Origin of the sequence: Paraburkholderia sp. MM5496-R1 (genome assembly GCF_050436205.1) — a bacterium.
In the GTDB taxonomy this organism is placed as follows: Bacteria; Pseudomonadota; Gammaproteobacteria; order Burkholderiales; family Burkholderiaceae; genus Paraburkholderia; species Paraburkholderia tuberum.
In genome coordinates this window covers 1,681,639-1,704,870 of sequence record NZ_JBNDLT010000003.1, presented here as the reverse complement: position 1 = coordinate 1,704,870, position 23,232 = coordinate 1,681,639, and the positions used below count along the sequence as shown (strand labels likewise).

General features: G+C 62.6%; 25 protein-coding genes. 9 read left to right on the top strand and 16 right to left on the bottom strand.

Translation table 11 applies throughout. The features are described 5' to 3' along the window. Positions 1-37: 37 nt before the first annotated feature. Together OKW38_RS34110 and OKW38_RS34105 are read left to right on the top strand one after the other, a co-directional pair. Positions 38-778, top strand: a complete 741-nt coding sequence (locus OKW38_RS34110) for a 3-ketoacyl-ACP reductase (RefSeq protein ID WP_090809155.1) — start codon at positions 38-40, stop codon at positions 776-778. Between the two features lie 173 nt (positions 779-951). After that, entirely contained in the window at positions 952-1,356 is a 405-nt protein-coding gene (locus OKW38_RS34105; protein ID WP_429365088.1) for a Fis family transcriptional regulator, read from the top strand. A 16-nt stretch (positions 1,357-1,372) separates the two neighbouring features. Here the strand turns inward: OKW38_RS34105 and OKW38_RS34100 are convergent, their stop codons facing one another. From OKW38_RS34100 to coxB, 5 genes are read right to left on the bottom strand one after another with little or no spacing between them, the layout of a single operon-like run. Further along, positions 1,373-2,701, bottom strand: coding sequence for a c-type cytochrome (locus OKW38_RS34100; protein ID WP_429334301.1), 1,329 nt, complete (start codon positions 2,699-2,701; stop codon positions 1,373-1,375). After that, on the bottom strand, positions 2,701-3,117 hold the full coding sequence (locus OKW38_RS34095; RefSeq protein ID WP_090810418.1) for a hypothetical protein: 417 nt from the start codon (positions 3,115-3,117) through the stop codon (positions 2,701-2,703). The genes OKW38_RS34100 and OKW38_RS34095 overlap by 1 nt, the downstream gene beginning before the upstream one ends. Further along, positions 3,114-3,755 (bottom strand): cytochrome c oxidase subunit 3, encoded by a 642-nt coding sequence (locus tag OKW38_RS34090; RefSeq protein WP_429334303.1) that lies wholly within the window; start codon positions 3,753-3,755, stop codon positions 3,114-3,116. The genes OKW38_RS34095 and OKW38_RS34090 overlap by 4 nt, the downstream gene beginning before the upstream one ends. 1 nt (position 3,756) lies before the next feature. Continuing rightward, positions 3,757-5,754 carry a cytochrome c oxidase subunit I gene (ctaD, locus tag OKW38_RS34085; protein ID WP_429365087.1) on the bottom strand — a complete coding sequence of 666 codons (1,998 nt, stop codon included), beginning with the start codon at positions 5,752-5,754 and terminating at the stop codon, positions 3,757-3,759. 28 nt (positions 5,755-5,782) lie between these two features. Continuing rightward, on the bottom strand, positions 5,783-6,844 hold the full coding sequence (coxB, locus tag OKW38_RS34080; RefSeq protein WP_429365086.1) for a cytochrome c oxidase subunit II: 1,062 nt from the start codon (positions 6,842-6,844) through the stop codon (positions 5,783-5,785). Between the two features lie 319 nt (positions 6,845-7,163). Here coxB and OKW38_RS34075 point away from each other — a divergent pair, with 319 nt between their 5' ends. The 3 genes from OKW38_RS34075 to OKW38_RS34065 all read left to right on the top strand — a co-directional run bounded on the left by OKW38_RS34075 (position 7,164) and on the right by OKW38_RS34065 (position 10,565). Next, positions 7,164-7,637 (top strand): DUF2778 domain-containing protein, encoded by a 474-nt coding sequence (locus OKW38_RS34075; protein WP_429365085.1) that lies wholly within the window; start codon positions 7,164-7,166, stop codon positions 7,635-7,637. Beyond that, positions 7,634-7,909 (top strand): hypothetical protein, encoded by a 276-nt coding sequence (locus OKW38_RS34070; protein WP_429365084.1) that lies wholly within the window; start codon positions 7,634-7,636, stop codon positions 7,907-7,909. Before OKW38_RS34075 ends, OKW38_RS34070 begins: the two co-directional genes overlap by 4 nt. Before the next feature lie 1,162 nt (positions 7,910-9,071). Beyond that, complete coding sequence (locus OKW38_RS34065; protein WP_429365561.1) at positions 9,072-10,565, top strand: penicillin acylase family protein; 1,494 nt, start codon at positions 9,072-9,074, stop codon at positions 10,563-10,565. Positions 10,566-10,608: 43 nt separating this feature from the next. Here OKW38_RS34065 and OKW38_RS34060 read toward each other — a convergent pair whose 3' ends face one another. Continuing rightward, on the bottom strand, positions 10,609-11,574 hold the full coding sequence (locus OKW38_RS34060; protein WP_429365083.1) for a PDR/VanB family oxidoreductase: 966 nt from the start codon (positions 11,572-11,574) through the stop codon (positions 10,609-10,611). Beyond that, positions 11,571-12,656, bottom strand: a complete 1,086-nt coding sequence (locus OKW38_RS34055) for a Rieske 2Fe-2S domain-containing protein (protein ID WP_429365082.1) — start codon at positions 12,654-12,656, stop codon at positions 11,571-11,573. The genes OKW38_RS34060 and OKW38_RS34055 overlap by 4 nt, the downstream gene beginning before the upstream one ends. Before the next feature lie 185 nt (positions 12,657-12,841). On the opposite strand from OKW38_RS34055, the gene OKW38_RS34050 reads away from it, so the two are divergent. Further along, positions 12,842-13,342, top strand: a complete 501-nt coding sequence (locus OKW38_RS34050) for a MarR family winged helix-turn-helix transcriptional regulator (RefSeq protein ID WP_090809135.1) — start codon at positions 12,842-12,844, stop codon at positions 13,340-13,342. Positions 13,343-13,362: 20 nt separating this feature from the next. On the opposite strand, the gene OKW38_RS34045 is transcribed toward OKW38_RS34050, so the two are convergent. Continuing rightward, on the bottom strand, positions 13,363-14,301 hold the full coding sequence (locus OKW38_RS34045; RefSeq protein ID WP_429365081.1) for an NADP-dependent oxidoreductase: 939 nt from the start codon (positions 14,299-14,301) through the stop codon (positions 13,363-13,365). 204 nt (positions 14,302-14,505) lie between these two features. Here OKW38_RS34045 and OKW38_RS34040 point away from each other — a divergent pair, with 204 nt between their 5' ends. Together OKW38_RS34040 and OKW38_RS34035 are read left to right on the top strand one after the other, a co-directional pair. Continuing rightward, positions 14,506-14,739 (top strand): DUF2795 domain-containing protein, encoded by a 234-nt coding sequence (locus tag OKW38_RS34040; protein ID WP_090809131.1) that lies wholly within the window; start codon positions 14,506-14,508, stop codon positions 14,737-14,739. A 62-nt stretch (positions 14,740-14,801) separates the two neighbouring features. Next, on the top strand, positions 14,802-15,713 hold the full coding sequence (locus OKW38_RS34035; RefSeq protein WP_429365560.1) for a DUF72 domain-containing protein: 912 nt from the start codon (positions 14,802-14,804) through the stop codon (positions 15,711-15,713). Here the strand turns inward: OKW38_RS34035 and OKW38_RS34030 are convergent. The 7 genes from OKW38_RS34030 to OKW38_RS34000 all read right to left on the bottom strand — a co-directional run bounded on the left by OKW38_RS34030 (position 15,705) and on the right by OKW38_RS34000 (position 21,380). Next, complete coding sequence (locus OKW38_RS34030; RefSeq protein ID WP_429365080.1) at positions 15,705-16,367, bottom strand: UdgX family uracil-DNA binding protein; 663 nt, start codon at positions 16,365-16,367, stop codon at positions 15,705-15,707. The genes OKW38_RS34035 and OKW38_RS34030 overlap by 9 nt on opposite strands. Positions 16,368-16,393: 26 nt before the next feature. Next, a complete protein-coding gene (locus OKW38_RS34025) occupies positions 16,394-16,546 on the bottom strand; it encodes a DUF6496 domain-containing protein (protein ID WP_018437257.1) in 153 nt (50 codons plus the stop codon). A 125-nt stretch (positions 16,547-16,671) separates the two neighbouring features. Beyond that, positions 16,672-17,343, bottom strand: a complete 672-nt coding sequence (locus OKW38_RS34020) for a hypothetical protein (protein ID WP_316251847.1) — start codon at positions 17,341-17,343, stop codon at positions 16,672-16,674. A gap of 8 nt (positions 17,344-17,351) precedes the next feature. Continuing rightward, the gene (locus OKW38_RS34015) at positions 17,352-18,758 is read right to left on the bottom strand and encodes a selenium-binding protein SBP56-related protein (protein ID WP_429365079.1); all 1,407 of its coding nucleotides are present in this window, start codon (positions 18,756-18,758) and stop codon (positions 17,352-17,354) included. A gap of 264 nt (positions 18,759-19,022) precedes the next feature. Further along, a complete protein-coding gene (locus tag OKW38_RS34010) occupies positions 19,023-19,463 on the bottom strand; it encodes a zinc-finger-containing protein (protein ID WP_429365078.1) in 441 nt (146 codons plus the stop codon). Positions 19,464-19,603: 140 nt separating this feature from the next. Then, positions 19,604-20,629, bottom strand: a complete 1,026-nt coding sequence (locus OKW38_RS34005) for an IS630 family transposase (RefSeq protein WP_429359560.1) — start codon at positions 20,627-20,629, stop codon at positions 19,604-19,606. A gap of 70 nt (positions 20,630-20,699) precedes the next feature. Next, entirely contained in the window at positions 20,700-21,380 is a 681-nt protein-coding gene (locus OKW38_RS34000; protein WP_429365077.1) for a DJ-1/PfpI family protein, read from the bottom strand. Positions 21,381-21,540: 160 nt separating this feature from the next. Here OKW38_RS34000 and OKW38_RS33995 point away from each other — a divergent pair, with 160 nt between their 5' ends. Next, the gene (locus OKW38_RS33995; protein ID WP_090809120.1) at positions 21,541-22,515 is read left to right on the top strand and encodes a GlxA family transcriptional regulator; all 975 of its coding nucleotides are present in this window, start codon (positions 21,541-21,543) and stop codon (positions 22,513-22,515) included. A gap of 49 nt (positions 22,516-22,564) precedes the next feature. On the opposite strand, the gene OKW38_RS33990 is transcribed toward OKW38_RS33995, so the two are convergent. After that, a complete protein-coding gene (locus OKW38_RS33990) occupies positions 22,565-23,125 on the bottom strand; it encodes a hypothetical protein (RefSeq protein WP_429334314.1) in 561 nt (186 codons plus the stop codon). Positions 23,126-23,232: the final 107 nt, after the last annotated feature.

The following is a 23,232-nucleotide window of genomic DNA, read 5'->3' as shown; positions in this document are numbered from 1 at the left end:
AAACTTGCTCAACTCACCCAAACAAGAAGGAGGACTTATGGCAAACCGTGTTGCATACGTAACCGGCGGCATGGGCGGTATCGGAACCGCCATTTGCCAGCGCTTGCACAAAGAGAACTACACCGTCATCGCGGGCTGCGGCCCGAACTCGGCGCGCAAAGCCCGATGGCTGGAAGATCAGAAAGCGCTCGGCTATAACTTCGTCGCATCGGAAGGCAACGTCGCGGATTGGGAGTCCACCGCGAAAGCGTTCGAGAAGGTCAGGAAAGAAGTTGGTGAAGTCGACGTGCTCGTCAACAACGCGGGCATCACGCGCGACGGCATGTTCCGCAAGATGACGTTCGAAGACTGGGAAGCGGTGATCGACACCAATCTCACGAGCCTGTTCAACGTGACCAAACAGGTCATCGAGGGCATGGTCGGCCGAGGCTTTGGGCGCATCATCAACATCTCGTCGGTCAACGGCCAGAAAGGCCAGTTCGGCCAGACCAATTATTCGACCGCAAAGGCCGGCATTCATGGCTTTACGATGTCACTCGCACAGGAAGTGGCGACCAAGGGCGTGACGGTCAACACCGTGTCGCCGGGCTACATCGGCACCGACATGGTCAAGGCCATCCGTCCGGAAGTACTGGAAAAAATCGTCGCGACAATTCCGGTACGGCGTCTCGGCACGCCGGAAGAGATTGCGTCGATCGTCGCGTGGATCGCGTCGGATCAAGCGGGCTTTGCGACCGGGGCGGATTTCTCGCTGAACGGCGGTCTGCATATGGGCTAACGGGAACGGCGCCGCGTCGCGCGCGGCGCAGCCGTTTTCCGTTATGGACGTTGTCAGGTTCCGTGATGGTGTAGCGGCCGGCGCGAGCCGGCCGCCTCAGTGAGCTTATGACCAGAAAAGCGAGCCCTACTCGCGCTGCACCCGCGAAGTCGCCGCGCACGCACCCGAAGGCTATGCTGCGCCCGATCGTACCTGCCAAAGCAGGCGAAATTTCGCTCGACTATCACATGACGCTCGAGGCATTACGCAGCGGCGTCGCCAATCAATATCACGTCGGCAGCATGGCGCAGGCCATTTACATGGCGATGCTGCTGAATCAGCGCGGCTATGGTTCGGCCGTACCCGAGCTGTTTCGCGACGCGGAGGGCGCGATTCTGCGCTGCCGGCAGGCAGGACTCGAAACGGGCCTCTGCGTGGTCGATCACGACGCCTACGCGCTACTCGGTCAGGTTCTCACGCTCTTCGATCAGCAACTCGCGGCGGCGCCAGTACGGGAGTTGATCGCGGTCAATGCGAAGCTGAAGACGCTGTTCAGCGCCGACAATGGCCACTGCGACGGCAACGAGAACACCGCATGACGAGGCGCGTTGGCATTTACTTGCGCAATGCGCCGCGCACGCTCGACACATCGTTTCGCGTGACCGGTCCGGCCATATTTCCCCATGTGGTCCGAACAAACGTGAGCACGCGGGCCATTTCGGTGTCCGTCAGCTTGCCGGCGAAAGACGGCATCTTGCGCGGCTCCGGTCCCGACTCGGTATGCGGACTGCCCCCGCCTTCGACCAGCAGGCGCACCAATGACGCGCTCGACGCCGACAACACCGCGGGGTTGCCCGCGAGGCGCGGATACTTGTTCGGCACCCCCGCCCCATCCATCTGATGACAGCGCGCGCAATACGATGCGTAAATGCCCGCGCCGGGTCTTTCCACATCCCCGGTTTTCAGCGCCCGTACGGTTTGCTGCGCGGCGGCGGAGCGGGCGTTGAAATAGCCGCTTGGCGCGCGCGGCGGCAGGCTCTTCAGATACGCGGCGATCGCCGCGAGATCGTCGTCGTTCAGGTACTGCGTGCTGTCTTCGACGACCTGAACCATGCTGCCGAACGGGATGAGTCCGCCGCCGTGGCCGTTTCGAAGGAACTCGACGATGTCGGTCGCGGAACTGCGGCCGAGCCCCGAGCCCGGGTCGGCGCTCAGGTTCGGCGCGAACCAGTGATCGTTGGTGCCTCCCGTCAGATAGGCCGATGCCGACTCGTCATAGCCGCGCTCTTCGTACGCCGGTCCGCGCGGCGTGTGGCAGGCGCCGCAATGGCCGAGCGATTGCACCAGGTACGCGCCGCGATTCCATTGCGCATCGCGTTTCGCATCGGCTTTGAACTGGCCTTTCGGCGCGAATGCCCAGTCCCAGAACATCAATACCCAGCGCTGATTGAATGGAAACGGCAAGCGCGTTTGCGGGGCGGGCGCCGCGACCGGTTGCACGCCGTGCATGAAGTATGCGTAGAGAGCATGCATGTCGTCATCGGTGATCTTCGCGAACGACGGGTACGGCATCGCCGGATAAAGCCGCTTGCCCCCAGGCGCGATGCCCTCGCGCAACGCGCGTGCGAAGTCGTCATAGCTATAGCGGCCGATGCCGTATTGCGGGTCCGGCGTGATGTTCGCCGTATAGATCGTGCCGAACGGCGAACCCATGCCGAGGCCGCCGGCAAACGGCGGCGTTGCTTCAGGCGCCGCCCCCGGATGCGGCACGCGCGGCGCGGCGGTGTGGCAACCGGCGCAATCGGCGGCTTTGGCGAGATATGCGCCGCGCGCGACCTGCGCGGCGTCGGTGGAGGCGCTGGCGGCGTTTGCGGTCGCTGCTATCGTCAGCGGGCATGCGGCCGCGATGGCGAACCTGAGCGCGTTGAGAACGTCGCGCTTCATCACCACCACCTGCATGGCGATACGATCGCGACCGCGGCATCCGTTGCGATCAATGCGAACAGAAACAGCGTGCTGCACATCACCGCGACGCGCGTCAGAAACCAGTCGAGTTCGGCACGCGTGCGGCGCTCGCCGTTCAGCGCACCGAACTTCAGTGGCGCGACGCGGCGCAAATTGCGCCACGCGACCCACGTGCCGAACGCGCCCGCGATCAGACACACGGTGCCGAGCGCGACGAGCGCCGGACGCATCCACGACACGAGCGGCGCGCCGAGCGGATGGTTGTACGGATAGCAGGCCTGCGCCGCGAGCGCTTCCGCGAGCATCATCTGCAACAGCCACGCGAACGGCGCCGCGAGCAGACCGATCAGCACGTAGGGCATCGAGATGTGCGAGTCTCTGGGCGCTGTCGTCATGACCACTCCCGGAACAGATACGGCGTCAGATACAGCGTGCTGAAAATGAACAGCCAGACGGCATCGACGAAGTGCCAATACAGCCCACCGACCGACAGCGCCGCGCAGCGTTTGTCGTCGAAATAGCCGAGCGCGGTCCAGATCGCCAGCAGCGTCAGCACGACGATCCCGACCAGTACGTGCGCCATGTGAAAGCCGGTAATCGTGAAGTACAGCGAACCATAGAGATGCGAGGTCAGCCCATAGGGGTGGTTGTGCCATTCGCGCAACTGAATGCCCAGGAAGATGCAGCCCAGCACGATGCCCACCGCCATCGACGCGACACCGAGCCGCAATCGCCGCCGACGCACGCAGCGCTCGCAGAACCAGACGAACACGCTGCTCGATAGCAGAATGACCGTATTCGCGCTGCCGAGCCCGAGCTTCGGCAATCCTTCCGGCGGCCAATGCTGCTGGCTTTGCGAGGCCAGATACAGATACGAGAAGATCAGATAGCCGAACAGCGCGCCTTCGGTCGTGATCAGCGTGAAGCAGCCCCACCAGCCGCTCGATCGCTCGCCCGCGCTGCCAACCGGCAACGCACGCGCGGTCTCGTCCGGTTCGCTCGACGAGCGATTGAGATCCAGTGCATCGCTCATGTCAGCCTCCCGCATCCTCGACCGCGACCGGCTCGCGCTGGATCAGCGCGCGCTCGGGCCACAGCCACGTGATGATCGAGACCGCGCAGCCGGCCAGCATCGCCCCCACGAACACCCAGGCGGTCAACGCGAGCCCCGCGAACAGTAGCGCGGCAAAGACCGCGAGCCAGAACGGCGCGTACGAATCTTCGGGCATCTTCAGGATCACGTCGGGACTCGCCTCGAGCGCGGTCGTGCCCAACGCTTCGCGACCTTGCGCGAGCAGATAGCCTTCGTCGAGTTGCGAGCGTGTTTGAACCGCGTCGCCCGGCTCTTCGATCCGGCCTTCCCACAACGGATGCCGGCTCGCGAGCGTCGGCACCACCGCGAAGTTGTACGGCGGCGGCGGCGAGCTGATCGACCATTCGAGCGTCGGCGCGTCCCACGGATTGTTGCCGGCGACCTTTCCGCGCCTCAGGCTCACCGCGATATCGATCAGAAACAGCAGCACGCCAGCCGCAAACAGGAACGAACCGAGCGACGTGACGAGATTCACCGTGTTCCAGCCCATGTCGGCGGGATACGTGTACATGCGGCGCGGCATGCCGAGCAGTCCCGCGATATGCATCGGAAAGAACGCGACGTTGAAGCCGATGAAGAGCACCCAGAACGCGAGCTTGCCGAGACGCTCGTTCGTCATCCTGCCGGTGAATTTTGGAAACCAGAAGTAGATGCCGCCGATCACCGGAAATACGTTGATGCCAAGCAGCACGTAGTGCAGATGCGCGACGACGAAGTACGTGTCGGTGAGTTGCCAGTCGAACGGCACCGCGGCCGTCATCACGCCGGAGACGCCGCCGATCACGAACAGCAGCACGAAGCCCGCGAAAAACAGGAACGGCACGCGATACACGGGGCGACCGGTCCAGATCGTCGCGACCCAGGCGAACGTCGCGACCGCGCTCGGCACCGCGATGACCATGCTGGCCGAGCCGAAGAACGACAGCGCGAGCGCGGGGATACCGGTCGCGAACATATGGTGAATCCACACGGCAAAGCCGACCACCATCGTCGCGACCGTCGCCAACGCGACCGGCCCATAACCGACCAGCGGCCGGCGGCAAAAGACCGGCAACGCATCCGACACGATGCCCATGGCCGGCAACACGACCACGTAGACCCACGGGTGCGCGAAAATCCAGAACAGGTGCTGCCAGAGCAGCGGCCGCCCGCTATTGAGCACGTCGAAGAAATGCGTGCCGATGCGGCGGTCCATCCACAGCATCAGAAACGCGAGGCTCACCGACGGCACCGCCAACAGATTGCCGGCCGACGCGGTCAGCGTGCCCCACACGAGCACCGGCACGCGATCGAGCGACATGCCCGGCGCGCGCATCCTCAGTAGCGTGACGACGAAGTTCATCGCGCCGACCGTCGTCGAAATGCCGAGCAGCACCATGCCTAGCGCGTACACGTCGATATTCGGGCCGTTGCTGTACTCGAGGTCGGACAGCGGCACGTAGTTGAACCAGCCGGCGTCGGGGGCCTGTCCCGTCGGAAAACTCGCATACAGGAAGATGCCGGCGAACAGGAACACCCAATACGACAGCGCGTTCAGGCGCGGAAAGGCCATGTCGCGCGCGCCGAGCACGAGCGGCCATAGATAGTTCGAGAAGCCGGACAGAACGGGCAGCGCGTATAGAAAGATCATCGTCAGTCCGTGCATCGTGAACAGCTGGTTGTACTGTTCGGGCGTCAGCACCGTTGCGTTGGGGCGCGCCAGTTGAACGCGCATGATCAGCGCTTCGACGCCGCCCATCAGCAGAAAGATGAACGCGGTCACCAGGTAGCGCAAGCCGATGGTCTTGTGATCGACCGTCGAGAACCAGCCGCGCCAGCCGGGCCGCGACTCCCAGATTTCGCGCAGCCGCTTTTCCTGCTCGCTGCCGGGCTCGACACGGCCGCGCCGCGGCGTGCGGGTCAGCGCTGGTAGCGAAGCGGAAGCGGGATGATCGGACATTGAACGGGCTCCTCGAGTGCGATGCGCTTCAATGCAGCGTCGCGAGATACGCCGACAACGCGGCGGCCTCGCTGGTGGTCAGCGCGATACTGGGCATCAATGCATCGGGTTTGATCCGCTGGGCGTGCTCGATCCAGTCGAGTAGATGGTCGGGCGTGTTGCTGAGCGCGCCTGCCGCGATCGTGCGACGCGAATCGAGATGGGTCAGATCGGGCGCCTGCACGCCAGTCGCCTTGGTGCCGCGAATCGTATGGCAACCCGCGCAGCGCTCCTCGAACAGATGCTGGCCGGCCGCGACGGCCGCGTCGCCCGTGGGCACGGTGGCCGCGCGTCCCTGCGCGTCGCGCCACGCGTTGAACGCCGCGGCGTCCTGCGCGATCACTTCGAACGCCATATGCGCGTGCTGCGCGCCGCAGAACTGCGAGCACTGCCCACGATAAATACCGGGACGGTCCGCCTGCAGCCACTGCTCGTTGGTTTGGCCTGGAATCGTCTGCGTCTTGCCTGCGAGTTGCGGCACCCAGAATGCGTGCACGACGTCCGCGCTTTTGAGCTGAATCTTCACCGGCTCACCGACCGGAATATGAATCTCGTTCGCCGTGCTGAAGTTGCGGGCGGGGTTCGGATCGTCGCGGTAATCGGCTTTCCACCACCAGTCGTAAGCGGTCACGGTGATCGTCAATTGCGGATCCGACGCGGGCGACGCCACCGATTCGAGCGTGATCAATGCATAGACCAGCATCGCCAACAGCACGACCGACGACACCGCGGTGCCGATGAACACCCAGCGGATGCCGCCGGGCTCGGCGCTCAGCGCATCCGGTTGCGCCGCGGGACGCTTGCGGACCATCGCGCCGATCAACAGGCCAGCGACGATCAGCGTGACCAGCGTCACGATCGCGGTGAAAACCCAGCCGAGGTACAGCGTCGGACGAGCCGCCGGGCCAGCCGCATGCAGGAAGTAGTTCAGCGGCGCCACCGTGTTCGCGTGTGCGGAGATGGCGAAACCGATAGTCAGCGCCGGTAACAACGTGACGCTGCCGCGCGTGACGCGCCGGCCTGACGTTCTGGATGCTTCCGCTGCTGCCACTGAGAACCCCGCTGACAGTGATGACCTTTCGACACGCGCCGTCGCCTGCGAACGAGGCGACGTCCGAGCACATCAGCAAAAATCAGACCGCGTCTGCCGAGAGTGCGGGCGTGAGGTTGGCGCTGACTCGTATAGGTCAGCAGAAGGGTGCATTCGCTCGGTTATGCGAACGCGCAGACGAGCTGCTGCGTAGGCAGGAATTGTCGGTGCGGAAAATTTTTTAATATTGGCTTTCTCAATATAAATCGCCTTTAAAATGGCCGTTCGGCATAACTGAGCTATTTCTTATTTCACACTTGTCAGCCGATATGGAGGACTGATGCTTCAATGCTCATTCAAACTGAATAATAAACCGATGAGTGAATTTCGAATTGGCGCGCTAGCGTTTCCCGCATACTCTGGGCAGGAAGGTTATATCAATAGGGCGGCTGGAATGTGCACGCCGAAGTATGGCGCCATTCCCGTCGGCAGGTATTATATTTTTGACCGAAGGTCCGGAGGCATTCTTGGGCCATGGAAAGATCAGCTTAACCTGAATGGCAATAACAAGAGCGAATGGTTCGCGCTCCACGCTATCGACGGCGATATTGACGACGACAAACTCTTATGCGACGGAATCATTCGCGGCCGATTCCGATTGCACCCAAAGGGAAGATTGGGGAAAAGCGAGGGCTGCATAACTATCGATCAACTCGCGGACTGGCGTCGTATCCGTTCAATACTAACCGATACGCCGAAAGTTTCAGTTCCCGGTTCGGAACTTAAAGCGTACGGTGAAGTGATGGTGAGATGAGAAAGCTCCTAATCTGCCTCGCGGTCGGTTTCGGCTTACTGCTCGCAATCTTTGCCAATGCGCTGTGGTGGATGATGAATCCCGAAGCGCCCTTGAACTTTTCGAACCCGATATGGAAATTGGCGGTTCGTATGTATGGGGTCAAGACGGCATATCAAGAATCCGACTTGGCCTTCCTCATGTCGTCGGCCGCAATCGTGCTAGGGTTCGCCGCAGCTGTGCTGGTTTTCCGGCGGAGCAGGAAGCGTGGTCAGCGAAAGCTTGACGACTAACCATCTCACGGTGGAAATAGTCGCTGTTGGCGCGGAAATTTTTTACCAGCAAAGTGATTGGCAGCGTATCCGCTCGATACTCACCGATACACCGAAAGTATCAGTACCCGGGTCTGAACTTAAAGCGTACGGCGTAGTGACGGTGGCATGAAAACAATCCTGCTCTGTCTAGCTGTCGGCATAGCTTTCGTGCTCGCAATCTCTGCTAATGCAGTCCGGTGGATTTGGCATCCGGATACGCCCTTGAACTTTTCGAACCCGATATGGAAATGGGCGGTTCGTATGTATGGGGTCAAGACGGCATATCAACAATCCGACCTGGCCTTCCTCATATCGTCGGCTGCAATCGCGCTAGGGTTCGCCGCAGCTGTGCTGGTTTTCCGGCGGAGCAGGAAGCGTGGTCAGCGAAAGCTTGACGACTAGCCATCTCACGGTGGAAATAATCGCTATCTCAGCACCAAAAGTTGCGCCTGAAGCCCGCCGCCCAGCGGGTATCGCGCGGCTCGCTCCGCTCGCACGTCCGGTCGCCCAGCCTTGAAAACCGTGTCATGCCATTGACGACGCCCAGCGCTTTCGGCAAGGCTTCTTGCACTCGTGGACTGAGAACATTCTTCAAGGCAGTTTTGCCGTGGCACGGTCCCACCATGACGGCGGTAGCTCAATTTCTCCGTCGTCGCCTTCCGCCGATGTGTCGTATATCAGAGAGTCCTCTGTCCAAAACAGCCGGATTCGCTCTGGATATCGATAAACTCTCGCGGCGAGCAATTCCGCCGTAATTGCCCGGTACAGCCTCAAGGCGATCCGGTCGCGAGGCAGATATGCATACCGGGCGATGTATTTCCCGTCATCTGATTTCTGATCGTGAAGTGTGGCTCCTGTCATTTGCCTGACCGCGGAACGATAGTGGACCGCGCCGAGCGCGATAATTACACTCGTCGTTACGATGAACACCCTGGCGGGAACCGATCGCAAGGCCTTGCTCCTGAAGACATTCATTGATCAAAAATGCACGACGATCGACGACACGCGGTATAGCTTCTCGCTCAAGATTCAACGTTCGTAAACTACTGATGACCGGAATGCGGGAGCACTGCTTTCTAGCCACATGACATTAATAGCTAACTGACAGTTCGAAAGAAATCAGAGCACGCCCAAACGGGGCATCCAGCCTGGCGCGCCAACCCGGTATCAGGTCGACGGCAACAGCGAAGCGATGATGCCGACGCGCGTGAACGTCGAGGTACGCGCCGCCAACGGTTCGCTGCATACCGTGTCGCGCACGCTGTATCGTTCGCGCTTCGGACCGCTGGTCAATCTCGGCACGATGTCGCCCGCGCTCGCGTGGAATGCGCAGCAGGCGTTCGCGCTGCGCGATATCAATACCGACAACTTCCGCGTGTTCGAAAACTTCCGCGCATGGAATCAGGCGGCCTCGCTCGACGTTTTCATCGCCATTCAGAAGAAGAACGCGGCGATGCCGTGGGTCAACACGCTCGCGATCGGCCGTGACGATCCGCGCGTCTGGTACGCGGGTATCGGCGCGACCCCTGACGTGCCCGACGAACTCACGCAGCGTTGCACGCCGCCGGTCGGCCGGGCACTGGCGCGGATCATGCCCGGCGTGCCGGTCCTCGACGGTTCGCGCAGCGACTGCGACTGGCGCGACGAGCCCGGCGCGGTACAGCATCATGCGTTGCCGGTCGCGCAGATGCCGTCGCTGCTTCGGCGCGACTATGTCGGCAATTTCAACGACAGTTACTGGCTCAGCAACCCGGCCGAACCGATGACCGGCTACGCGAAGATCATCGGTGCGACCGCGACGCCGCAGACGCTGCGCACGCGACTGGGCCATACGATCGCGGCGCAATTGCAGAGCGATCCGCATGGCGTTTGCGCCGATACACTCGGTCACGCTGCGCTCGACAGCCGCTCGATGTCGGCGTTGCTGTTCAAGCAACCCGTGCTCGACCGTCTGTGCGGCAGCGACGCACTCGCGGCCCTGCCGGCCGGCCCGAACGCCGACCCGCAGCGCGCGGCGTGCAAGGTACTCGCCGCATGGGACGATACGGCCGCGGCCGACGCAGTGGGGGCAACCTTGTGGGACGAACTGTGGCGACGTCTGCTGACGATACGGCCCGCGCAGCTATACGCGGTACCGTTCGATCCCGCGAAGCCGTTGACCACACCCGCGGGCATCGCCGCCGATCCGCCGCAGCTCGCCGCCGCGCTGCATGACGCGCTCGCGGCACTGCAACGCGCCGGCATCGCGATCGATGCACCGCGCAGCGTGGCGCTCTACGTGCAACGCAACGACGAGCGCATTGCGCTATTCGGGGGTTGCGACGCGGGCGGCTATTTCACCTCGGCGTGTGCCGCGCATCCCTTCGATGCGAGCGGCTATTCGATGAACGTCAAGCCAATGGGCGACACCTATCTGCAGATAGTGTCGTTCGCCGGCGCTCAGGTGATCGCGCGCACGCTGCTCGCACCGTCAGAATCGGATGACCCGGCGTCGCCGCACTATGCCGACGGGACGCGCGATTACGCGGCCCAACGCTGGGCGATTATTCCGTTCTCCGAAGAAGCGATTGCGCACGATCCGGCGTTGAGTGTGCGCACGGTAAGTTCGTCGGATTCCGAGGGAAAAGCGCAATAAATAAGCGGTACGACGGGCAACAGGCCCGTCGTACCGCGGAAAATCACAGATCGAGCACCAGCAGCGGCGATTTCGCGCGCGAGCAGCACGGCAGGAACTGATCGTTTGCCGCGCGTTCCTCGTCGGTCAGATACGAATCCAGATGATCCGGCTCGCCGGACAGCACCCGCGTCAAACAGGTACCGCACACGCCCTGCTCGCACGACGTGATCACTTCGACGCCATGCGCGGCCAGCGCCTGCACGACCGTGCATTCGGGCGGCACGTCGATCGTCGCGCCGCTGCTCGCGATGCGCACCTGGAAGCTGCCGCCCGTCGCCGCCTGATTCGCGGCCGCGCCGAAGAACTCGTAGTGCAGCCTGTGTTCCGGCCAGCCCTTCGCACGCGCGGTCTCGAGCACGAAGTCCATGAAGCCGCGCGGTCCGCAGACATACAGGTGGGTGCCGGCCGGCGCATCGCTGAGCGTCTGCTCGATATCGAACGTCGAGCCGCCCGGATGGTCATCGTGATGAAGCTGGACCGACTTCGCGAAGCCAGCTTGTGCGAGACGCTCGACGAACGCCGTGCGTTCCTTCGAGCGCGTGCAGTAGTGCATGTCGAACGAAGCGCCCGTGGCGGCAAGCCGCTCGGCCATGCAAAGAATCGGCGTGACGCCGATCCCGCCCGCGAGCAGCAGATGATGAGCCGCATCGTCGGCGAGCGCGAAATGATTGCGCGGCGCGCTGATCTGCAGGCGATCGCCTTCGCGGACCAGATCGTGCACCACTTTCGATCCGCCGCGTCCCCCTTCGTCGCGCAGCACCGCGATCAGATAGCGATGCGTTTCGCGCGGATCGTTGCACAACGAGTACTGACGCACGAGCCCGTTTGGCAAATGCAGATCGACGTGCGAGCCGGCGTCGAAGGCCGGCAACGCCTGAGCGTTTTCGCTCTCGAGTTCGAAGCTCGCGATACCGAGCGCTTCGTCGCGCCGGCGCGCCACCACCACATTCAGCACGGGATGATTCATGTCGCCGTCCGCACGGGAATGACGCGCGTCACTTCAGCCTGCGGCGCGCCCGTCTCCGCGCGTTCCTGCGCGACGAGCCGATCGATCACGCGACGCGACATCACGCCGCCCGCATCGATATTGAGCTTCAGCAGATTGCGCTCGGGCCAGCGCAACAGGTTCTGCTGCTGACGTTCGAGCATCTCCAGATCTTCACTGAAGATCTTGCCCTGCCCTTCGCGGATGCTCACGGTCAGCGCCGCATCGTCGGGACGGAAATTGCGCGCCATGCCCCAGAAATACCAGATCGACGTTTCCGTTTCCGGCGTGATGAAATCCACCACGATCGACGACGCTTTCTGGTCGGCCGGCGCGTGATAGCCACCCTGCCCGGCATGCGCGACGCCCACCTCGATCAGCACGTGACTCGGCGGCGTGAAGTGGCAGATCTGCCAACGGTCGACGGGCACGTCGTCGGCGAGACCGTTGCCGCGCAACGCCATCTTCCAGAACGGCGGCGCCGCGACGTTTTCCATGAAACGGCTCGTGCGCACGGTATCGCCTTCGGCCACGGTTTTGGGCGCGGCTTCGTCGATTTCCTTTTGCCCGATGCTGTTCGCGTGCACATAGGTCTCGTGCGTCAGATCCATCAGGTTGTCGATCATTAGCCGGTAATCGCAGCGGATGTGATAAAGACCGCCGCCGTACGCCCATTCGGCACTCTCGGCCCACTCCAGATGATGCAGCTTGGCGGCATCGGCCTGCGCCGCATCGCCGGGCCACACCCAGACGAAGCCATAGCGCTCGATCGCTGGATAGCTTCGAATCGATGGAAAGCCGTTGACGCGTTGCCCCGGCATGCCGGTCGCCTTGCCCTGACAGCCCATTTCGAGGCCGTGATAGCCGCACACGAGCGTGCCATCGCGCACGAAACCGAGCGACAGCGGCGCGCCGCGATGCGGACAGAAGTCTTCGAGCGCCACCACGGCACCTTCCGCGTTGCGATAGAAAACCATCGGCTCGCCGCAGATCTGCCGGCCGAGCGGTTTATCCGCGACTTCATCGGGCATACATGCGACGTACCACGCATTCTTGGGAAACATGTCAGTCTCACTCCCTGGATTATTCATGGATTGCATTCAGCCTACTCATTGAGATTCAGTGTACTCAATGCGTCTTTAATGATTAAATGAAGGTTTTCCCCTAGACGAACTTTCAATCAGGTAACACGAACGCCGGTTCGCCATTTCCATTCGCAACGAAAAGGCGCGAGGTCTTCAGAACTAATATGGTCACTTCAACCGATACCAGCACTTCCGCGATCAGCATCGATCTGTACGACCAGCCCGGCCATTTGATCCGACGCGCGCATCAGATTTCGGTGTCCATGTTTCATGATCTGATCGGACGCGAGGTGACGCCCGTTCAGTATGCGGTGCTCAGAATGCTGCAGGAATTGCCCGGACTCGATCAGGTCACGCTCGCGCAGCGAGTCGGCCTCGACACGTCGACCACCGCCGATATCGCGGTACGGCTCGAAGCGAAAGGCTGGATCGTGCGCGAAGTTCTGCCGCGCCGCCAGCGTCGTCTATTGCTGACGCCGGCTGGAGAGCAGTTGCTCGATGAATTGATCCCCGGCGTCAACGCGCTCAATCACGGCCTGCTCGATGGGATGGGAGACGAGGATGCGCGAGAGCTATTGAGACTGTTGAGAAAGTTCGTGCATCTGAATAACGATCAGAGCCGCGCGCCGCTGCGCAGCGCGAGCGACGACGCGAATCCGAACTAGCAGACAGCGCGCTCTCCGTACTACGACGCCACCTCCACCACGATCTTGCCGCGCACGTGGCCTTTCGCGAGCCGTTCCAGCGCCTTGGCCGTCGCATCGAACGCAAACCGTTCGGCGACCACGACACGCACGCTGCCCTTGTCGAGTAACGACGCGATCTCCGTCAATTGCCGGCCGTCGGGTCGCGCGGTATAACGCGTGGCCCGTGCGCCATGGCTCGACGCCTCGGACTGCGACGGCTCGTTGAGCGTCGAGACCAGCGCGCCACCGGTCGCGACGGCCGACCACGAGCGGCGCTGCGTATCGCCGCCGATCAGATCGAACACGAGGTCGATGTCGCGCGCGACGTCTTCGAAGCGCTGCGCGTGATAGTCGATCACGCGATCCGCACCGAGCGAGCGCACGAACTCGATGCCGTCGCCGGACGCCGTAGCGTACACTTGCGCGCCCTTCTGCTTGGCGAACTGCACGGCGAAATGTCCAACGCCGCCCGCGCCCGCATGGATCAGCACGCGGCCGCCGGCTTCGAGGCAGCCGTGATCGAACAGCCCCTGCCATGCGGTCAACGCGGCGAGCGGCACGGCGCCCGCGGACCCCACATCCAGTTTTTCCGGCGCATGCGCTAACGCGCTCGCGGACACGACGACGAATTCCGCGTACGCACCCTGTCCCTGGCCAACGAAGCCATACACCTGCTCGCCCGCGCGCCATTGCCCGACGCCCTCGCCGACCCGTTCGACCACTCCGGAAAAATCGCGCCCGAGCGTATAGGGCAGCTTCTCTTCACGAATCAACGGGTACTGGCCCGAGCGCGTCTTCAGGTCCACCGGATTGGCGCTGGCCGCGCGCACGCGCACCAGCACCTGGCCGGCGCCAGGCTCGGGGATCTCGATCTTCTCGGCCTTGAACACTTCGGGACCGCCGAAGCGGTGAATGCGATATGCGAGCATCGTGCTCATGATGGCCTTCTCCTTGAAAGGTCCTGTGTCAGCGGCGCTATTTTGCCGGCTGCACGCAAGCCGCGTTCCTCATCGCGGGGTTCTTTTTCATTCGCACGACGTGCGCCGCTGGAAAACGCAACTCGAGCCCGCGCGCCGAGGCACGAGATATGCGGGAGGTACCGGTAGGCGCGCAGTCGTGATGTACTCATTCAAGGAGGAACCATGTCACAGCACCCCGCCCATTCCCAGGATCACCGCCACCCCGGTCAGCCGAATCCCGCTGACGTCGAAAAAGCAATCAGTGGTGTGAATTACCCGACCACACGCGAAAAGCTGGCCGCGCAGGCGCGCAAAAATCAGGCGAATACCGACATCGTCGATCTGGTCGACCGTCTGCCCGATCACAATTTCGACAGCCCGGCCGCGGTGGCGAAGCAAATCGCGCGTATTCAATGACGCTTCGATCCGTCGAGTCGGAGCCGGACTCCGAACCCCATTCCGCCGGACTCGACGCGCGAATGAAGAAAACCGGCGATGTGCGTATCGGCATTTCCGGCTGGCGCTACCAAGGTTGGCGCGGCAGCTTTTACGGAGAGGATCTCAAACATGCAGCGGAATTACAGTACGCGTCGGCGCTATTCGGCACGATCGAAATCAACGGCACGCATTACAGCCTTCAATCGCTCGATAGCTGGCAGCGTTGGTACGCGCAAACGCCTGACGGCTTCGTGTTTGGCATCAAAGGCGCGCGCTATCTGACTCATATGCTGCGGTTTCGCGATGCGAGCGCACGTGTCGGCATCGCGAACTTCTTCGCGCAGGGGCTACTCGCGTTGAACGAAAAGCTTGGTCCGGTCCTATGGCAATTTCCGCCCTCGTTCCGATTCGAGCCCGAGGCAATGGAGCGCTTTCTGAGCGTGTTGCCGTCCGACATCGCGAGCGCATCGGCGCTGGCGAAGCACCATGATGCGCGTGTCAAGACGCCTTATGTCGACATCGATCGCAAGCGGAAGTTGCGTCACGCGGTCGAAGTGCGCCACGCGAGCTTCGTCGATCCGGCGTTCGTGACCTTGCTTCGGCAATACGGGGTCGCGCTCGTCGTTTCAGATTCCACCGAACCGTGGCCCGTCGCCGAAGATCTGACGGCGGACTTCGTCTATCTTCGCCTGCACGGCAGCGAAGCCAAATACTCGGGTTCGTATGGGGACGACGCTCTGCAACGATGGGCCGAGCGAATCGATGCATGGCGCGGCGGCTCCCAGCCTGCCGACGCGCGCTTGATCGCGCCGCAACTCCGGCCGCCTCGCCGAGCCGCGCGAGACGTCTACTGCTACTTCGACAACGATGTAAAAGCTCGGGCGCCGTTCGACGCACAACGATTGATGAAAGGCCTCGGATTACGAGCGGCGCACGCGCCGGCGTCATCCTGAGCGCTTGCCGCCGTGGGCCAGCTTCTGTGCGGTGCGCAACGCTGCGACGATGCGTTCGTACACCTCGCGACGCGTTTCAGGGTCCGGCGCGCGCAGCGCAAACGACGGATGGTACGTCGCGACCACGCGTTGCTCGCCGCGCTCGAGCGTTTTGTCGAACGCGTCCTGCAAGCGCGCGTGCGAGTCGTGAACAACCGCTTTCAACGCGGTCGCGCCCAGTGCCACGACCACGCGCACATGCGGCATGTCGAGCTCCTGCTCCAGCCAGTAGCCGCAAGCATCCACTTCACGCTGAGCGGGCGTTTTGTGCAAGCGACGCTTGCCGCGCGCGATCCACTTGAAATGCTTGACGGCGTTCGTCACGTAGACGTCGTCACGCTTGACGCCCGCTTCTTCGAGCGCTTTGTCGAGCAACGCGCCGGCCGGCCCGACGAAGGGCTTGCCCTGCAGATCTTCCATGTCGCCGGGTTGCTCGCCGACCAGCACGATCGACGCATGCCGCTGCCCTTCGCCGGGCACGGCCTGAGTCGCGTTGCGCCAGAGCGCGCAACGGCGGCAATCGTCGAGCTTCGCCGGATGCTGATCGGGTTCGACATCCGCTGGCTCCGATTGCGGGTCGCCATGCGCGCGCTTTTTCTGCGGCCTGTCGGTCATGGGTACGACCGCGCGTGCTGAACCGCTTATTTCTCACTCTTCTTCGGAATCTTCGCGCCCGACTTGCGCGCCTGATTCAACGCGATCGCGACAGCCTGCTTGTGCGGCTTGCCATGCTTCGACTCGGTCTTGATGTTGTGCGACACGGTCTCTTTCGATGTCCCTTTCTTCAGCGGCATGATCTTCTCCGGGTGTAGATGACGAGAGGAAAAATCAGGACCCGCACGGAATGGCGTCCCTGCCCGAAGCTACGCAGCATATGCTGTGCCCGGGAGCCTCATCGGCCGGATCGGCCGCGTCGAAATCAACCGGAAACGCCCGCTGCCGCCGCGTTCAACGCCAGCGACACGCCGCCCACCAGAATCAGACTCGACGCCCATACCGCATCGAGATTGAACCAACTGCGCGACACGAACCTGAGCCCGAGGTAGCGATAAACGAGCCATGCGAGCACGCCGCCGGCCATCGTCATCGCGGCCGCATGCACCGCGGAGACCGACAGCGCCATGCGCAGACTCGTTTCGATCAGCGTTTGGGCGGCTTGGTGCGCGCTGTCCATTGCGTCTGCGCGGCACAGACCGAGGTAGATCGGCACCAGCATCAAGCCAGCGCCGTGCGCGATCGCCACCGCGAACGACCAGAGCGCGAGCCGCGACGGCGGAATTCTCGCCAGTACGCGCGGATGGCGCCGGCGCATCAGCAACACCAGACCGAAGCCGATCACCAGCACGCTCGCGCCGATCTGCATCTGACGCTGCCACGCGAGCACACTGGCCAGCATCGCGAACGGCAGCATCATCAGCAATATGGCGAGCGCGTGCCCCGCCGCGAGATAAAGAAGCGCTACGACCAGCGCTTGCGAGCGCCGCTGCATCAGCGCGTTCGACACCGCGAGCGGCCACCCCATCGCCGGATTGAGTCCGTGATACACACCGCTCGCGAGGACGGCCAGCCACAGTGCCGCTTGCGGCGACACCGCGCCGCTCAAACGCCCACCGAGGGATAGCAGAACGAATCGGTCGAGCAGTCGCCGCCTTCGAGGCGAATCTGGTGCGCGCGATAGCCGGCGGGAAACTCGACGAAGTAATCTTCGGCGAGCTCGAGACCGCCATTGGGCTCGGCATGCGCCATCACTTGCACGCCGGGCACACCATCCGGATAGAACTGGTCGTCCCACGTCGAATAGAGCGAGTTGGTCCAGTAGATGCGCTTGCCGTCGCGACTGATCTCGACCATCTGCGGACCGCCGGCGAAAGCCTTGCCGTTCGGATGCGGCACACAACGTTCGATTCCACCGATGCGCACCGAGCCCGTCAATTTCGGCTTGCGCGGTTCGCTCACGTCGTACTGGCGCATCTCGCCGGTGCCCCAGCAGGAGACGTAGAGGAATTTATCGTCGATCGAAAGATCGATGTCGGTGACGAGCGGCGGCACCGCGCCGAAACCTTGCAGCAGCGGCGGCAACTCGTCGGCATGCGCGGGCTCCGGTGGAATGGTCGCGGTCTTTTCGATGTGGAAGTGGCCGCCTTCGCGCCACCAGGTCCAGATCGACCCTTCCAGATTCGTCGTATCGACCACGACGCCGATAAAGCCGTACTCGCGGCTCGGGTCGTGCGCGGGGCGCACTTCGAGCGCCATCTGATGATTCGCGCCGAGATCGAGCGTCTGCACGTTGCGCCTCGCGCGCAGATCCCAGAAGTGCACTCGGTGGCCGTATTTGTTCGCGAGCAGGTCTTCGGGCACGATGCCGTTTTCGAATTGCGGCGGCAGCGCCCATTCGGTCGACACCATGTAGTCGCGCGGCAGATTCCACCAGAAGTCGTAATGCTTTTCCTGCGCGCCGCGCTCGATTTCCCAGCGGCCCAGCACCTCGAATGTTTGGCAGTCCATGATGAAGATTCCGGGCGGCCCGTCGGTGCCGTCCTTGCCACCACCGCCGAGCGTGCTCACGTAGATGCCCTCCGGTCCGCAATGCACGGTGTGCGGGCGCGAATAGCCGGTCTTGCGGAAAATTTCCTCCGGCTCGATGATCTTGCGAATCTTCGCCTGGGTCGGATGCGGCTTCGTATCGACGATATAGATGCGCGACGAGCGCATGCCCGGAATGATCAGATAGCGACGTTCCAGAAAAGCGTGGCCCGTCAACGGCGACAACGCGGACGAACACGCGTTCCAGCCGAAGTGATGGAATTCGTCGCCCTTGTTCGGCACCGGCACCGTGTGGACCACCTGGCTATAAGTCGGCGAACCGGGCTTCACGTCGATCACGGCGAGCGCGTCGGGCTGCGAGGAGTCCGGACTTAGCAGCACCGTGTACGCGTATTCTTCCGCCGGCGCATCCATCGCGAGCTTCGGCGATGCATGAAAGGTAGGATCGGGGCGCATTCTCATGACGGCACTCTCCCTGTCGTTCGAACGGTTCTGAACGGAAGCCCGGCCCGCCAAAAATCGAACCAGCGCGTAACTTTAGATTTGTAGTTCACGATAGCGACGGACGCAACCGGAAATATGCACCCGAACGCAGGTGCGATCCGACTGCCGGGCCGCATCGCACGAGAACTGCCAATTTGGTGGGGATGAAGAGGCGCGGGGAAGGCGGTATGGCGGGGTGGTATTGGAGGAATGAAAGGGAGCTAGCGGTTTGGGGCTATTGCGCTATCTCGCACGCCGAGCCTCGACAAAGGCCTCGACATAACGCAGCGCCTGTTCGCACTGCTCGGGCGTGAACGCGTGAATGCTCGCCGGAACCGGATCGAAGCCAAGCTCGGTCGCGACCCACCGGATCGCTTTCGCGCGGGCTTCGAACGCGTTGACACCATCGCGGCGCACCTTCCCGGCAACGAGCGGTTCGAGCGCATCGTGCAGCTTGCTCTTCGACTCGCGCAACGTTGCGTCGGCGAGGCGGCCGAGCGGCAGGTTGTGCTTGCTGCGCGAATAAACGCCGATCCACGCCTGACATGCGGTGCAGATCCACAGCGCCCCTTGATCGCTGCGATAGGGGTAGGACTCGTCGCCGTAACGCGCGAGCAACGCACGGTTGCCGCAGTAGTCGCATGACGGCTGCGGCAGTGCCTTGACGGGCTTGCCTACGCGCATGGGGAGTGCCCCGGGGAAAATTCTTCGTACTTCATCGCATCGATCCGACTGGCGGAAACGGGTAGAGCCACACAGTTTAATGGAATGCCCGTACCCGCATGCAAGACTTACTAAGCCGAAACAAAGTAACCGGACATGGGTCAAGCCGCGTAGCGGACTGACGGATGTTGAAACATGGATCGGACCAAAGCCGGAATCTTTTGCAACGAGCGCAGAACCGCTCGAACACGCTGCTTGAGATGCCCGGGACCTTTGATGGCAAGCTTGCCGATCTTGTGATGTTTGAGATAACCCCATACCAACTCGTCCGGGTTCAGGTCTGGCGAGTAAGCAGGAAGGAAGAACAGACAAAGGCGCCCATCTGATTCCGCGGCAAGCTGCCGGATCGCTTTGCAACGATGTACCGGATGACCATCGGCAATCAGGAAGACAGGCGCATCGGCGGTGAGCATCAGCCGTTTGACGAAGTCGACGTATACGGAGATCTTGAAGCTGCCTTCGAAACACATGAAGCGAAGTTGGCCACGCGGGCTGATCGCTGAGATCAGGTTCACCTTGAAGCGCGCGCCAGTGACTTCGACTACCGGAGTTTGACCGACCGGCGCCCAGGTCGTGCCGCTGTGATAGTCCGATCGTACCGTCGATTCGTCGACGAAGAAGATCTGTGCCCCGACGTGTTTGGCCTGCCCGACAATGGCCGGGTATTCGTCCCGCATCCACGACTCGACCAGTTCAGGGTCGCGTTGGTACGCACGCGCAAGCGGTCGCTGGGGCGAAAGCCCGAGCTTGCGCAGCAGTCGACCGACCGACACCTCGGAGAGCCTGACGTTGAAATGTTCGCGAATCAACTCCCGCACCATGTCTCGCGTCCACAATGCAAACTCGAACTTCATCTGCATGGGGTTCTTCGTTGTGACCGTCTGATAGACGAAGCGGATAGCCTCGGACGACAGCTTCATCGGTCGACCAGGGATTGCCTTGGCTCGTAACGCCTCGATGCCCCCTTCGCGCCAGGCCGCCAACCACTCGTAAATACGCGCCCTCGAGAATCCGAGCGTGCGGATCACGTCCTCCGGCGACTCGCCAGCTTCGACGCGCTTGACCGCACGAATACGGATCTCTTCAAGCGTTGCATGTGAAAGCTGCCGGCCGTCGTCCTCTCGCATCTCGCCTCTCCCTAAACCCCTTAAAGCTTAGACCATGGCGTCGATTTATGTTCGCTTACTTACGCACTGGTTAGTAGCTTCTCTCCGCGATCTCCATCACCACCCGGCGCCGCGCGGCCAGGCCTTCCGCCGACCGTCGCCGGACCAGTTCCACCACCGCTTGCGGCGCCAACGCCGGATCGCCCGCGTCGAACGGCGGGGCTGGCGCGTATTCGAGTTCGAGCTGGATCGCCTGCGCCTCTTCTGCGCCCGCCAGTTCGGCCGCGACGGTCAAACCGAAATCGATGCCCGCCGTCACGCCGCCGCCGGTAATCAGATTGCCATCGCGGACCACACGCGCATGCGTCGGTATCGCGCCGAGCGGTGCAAGCAGCGAGTGAAAAGCCCAGTGAGTCGTCGCGCGCCGCCCGCGCAGCAAGCCGGCCGCGCCAAGCAGCAACGCGCCGGTGCAGACCGACGTCACGTAGCGGGCGCTGGCGGCCTGTCGGCAAACGAAGTCGATCGTTTGCTCGTCTTGCAACAGGTCGGTCACGCCGCTTCCGCCTGGCACACAGATCACGTCGAGCGGCGGGCAGCTTTCGTAGGTCGTGCTCGGCGTCAGCACGAGCCCGTTACTCGACACCACGGGCTCCCGTGTCTTCCAGATCAGATGCATCGTGGCGCCCGGCAACGATGCAAGTACGTCGTGCGGGCCAGTCAGATCGAGTTGCTGTACTTTCGGAAACACCAGAAAACCGATTTGCAGGTTCATAGGGATACCTTATTCAGGGAGAAATCGAAACGCGTGATCCGCCGCGTCTTCCAGGTGGACGGACTGATTCTATGCGCGTAGGCTTTGGCAAGACTGCCATTAACCCCAGTTTTTCTGCCACGCGCGCGCGCTCTCTCTTACAGCCCCTGTTACACACGATATGTCCAGCGCTCCCCCCTCCATCGTGCTGCTCGCCTTCCCCAACATGCAACTGCTCGACGTCAGCGGTCCGCTGCAGGTATTTGCGTCCGCCAATGAACTCGTCGCGCAGCGTGGGCTCGACGAACTCTACTCACCCCGCGTCGTGGCAGCCGAAGCCGGGCCCGTCACGTCGTCGTCGGGACTTGCGGTACTCGCCGGTTCGCTGCGCTCGGTGAAAGCGCCGGTCGATACGCTGATCGTTCCGGGCGGCTGGGGGATTCGTCAGGCATCGGCCGATCAGCGTCTGATCCGCTGGACGCAGCGCCATGCGCCGCATTGCAGACGCGTTGCCTCGGTCTGCTCGGGCGCGTTCCTGCTCGCCGAGGCGGGACTGCTCGACGGCCGCCGCGTCGCCACGCATTGGGGGCGCTGCGACGAACTCGCGCAGGCGTATCCGCAACTGCGCGTCGAAGCCGATCCAATCTTTATTCGCGACGGGGCTATCTGGACATCGGCGGGCGTCACCGCCGGCATCGACCTCGCGCTGGCCATGCTCGAAGAGGATCACGGGCGCGCGTTGGCGCTCGATGTCGCGCGCGAGCTCGTCGTGTTTCTGAAGCGGCCGGGGGGTCAGTCGCAGTTCAGCGCGACGCTGTCGCTGCAACATGCCGACGACCGTTTCGGCGAATTGCATGCATGGATGACGTCGCATCTCGCAACCGACCTGTCGGTCCCCGCGCTCGCGCGACGGCTTCATATGAGCGAGCGCAGCTTCATGCGCCACTACAAGGCGCAAACGGGCCGCACGCCGGCCCGCGCGGTCGAGCAGTTGCGCATCGAAGCGGCACAGCGCTTGCTAAGCGAGACATCCTGGTCGATCAAACGAATCGCGGCGCGGTGTGGATTCGGCAGCGAGGAAACGATGCGATGCAGCTTCGTGCGTCAGCTGCGCGTGGCGCCGCAGGTGTATCGCGAGCGCTTTTCATCGACGTGACTCGTCGACGTGACTCGTCGACGTGAAATGCGCGGCCGTCCGACATCACTCAGTAGCGACGTTTGACGATCAGCGTCGCGCCCGTATCGTGAGAATGCAGAACCGCGACGCGCGCGGTGCCGGAGAACACCCAGTCGTCGATCGTCAAGGACAAGCGTCGCTGCGGTGACGCGCCTATCGACAACACTGAACTGTTCATCTGAACGATGGACAATTGCGGCGCGGTAGATGGACCCAGTTGCAGAGGATTTGAAGCATTTTGCGCGGCAGGTTTTGCGCCCGGTTCGGACACCGGTGCGAACTCCGGTCCGGACGACACCAATGCCTTCGCAGTGCCGAGCTGGACATCGCGCGTCACGTCCACACTATAGTAATTCTCCATTTGCGCGAAGAACGGCTTGCCCTGATCCCCGTGATACTCCATCGCATAGCGCTGCTGCTCGAAGTAGTGCCGAGGCTCGGGAATCGGCGGCACGACTTCGACGGGCGACGCGACGATGTTGGCGACCATCATCGCTTGCGGCACATCGCCGAAGGGGCCGCCCGCAAACGCGTAGCCGCTCACCAAGACGAGTACCGCTCCGACAATCCTCTCGTTTTGGCACGTCATCGCATGCCTCCAGTGAAGGAATTGAAATGTCACATGACACGGCGCTCCCGTCGAACCGAGCGCCTTGCAGCGTCGCTTGCACTCAGACATTGTAGTCAGTCATTGGC